1 pseudogene is annotated in these 289 nt (G+C 38.1%); it reads left to right on the top strand.

The features are described 5' to 3' along the window. Positions 1-128, top strand: a pseudogene (locus tag UF06_RS27330) (IS630 family transposase); the annotation flags it as partial. Between the last annotated feature and the right edge of the window lie 161 nt (positions 129-289).

Genomic DNA, 289 nt, shown 5'->3' with positions numbered 1-289 from the left:
CGCTCAAAACACCCCAAGCAATCTCAAGAAGTCCAAGACGATTTTAAAAAAAATTCAAAATTGAAACGATCCTGAAGATCCCAGGACATATCGCTTTAGAGCATGTGGATGTCTGGTTTCAAGATGATACCAATATAAGTAAAAATGTGATCTAATTGAGGCCATTCAACGATAAAACTTATTCGCTATGGACAGTCTCAATAATATCGACTTTAAAAAGCTCGCAAGCCAGCAGAAATCTATTCAGATGAAAATGAGATTGCTGGCCCTCGCTCATTTCAAAGAGGGA

The organism is Vibrio sp. S234-5 (genome assembly GCF_000960595.1).
GTDB lineage: Bacteria > Pseudomonadota > Gammaproteobacteria > Enterobacterales > Vibrionaceae > Vibrio.
This window is presented reverse-complemented; position numbering and strand designations above follow the sequence as displayed.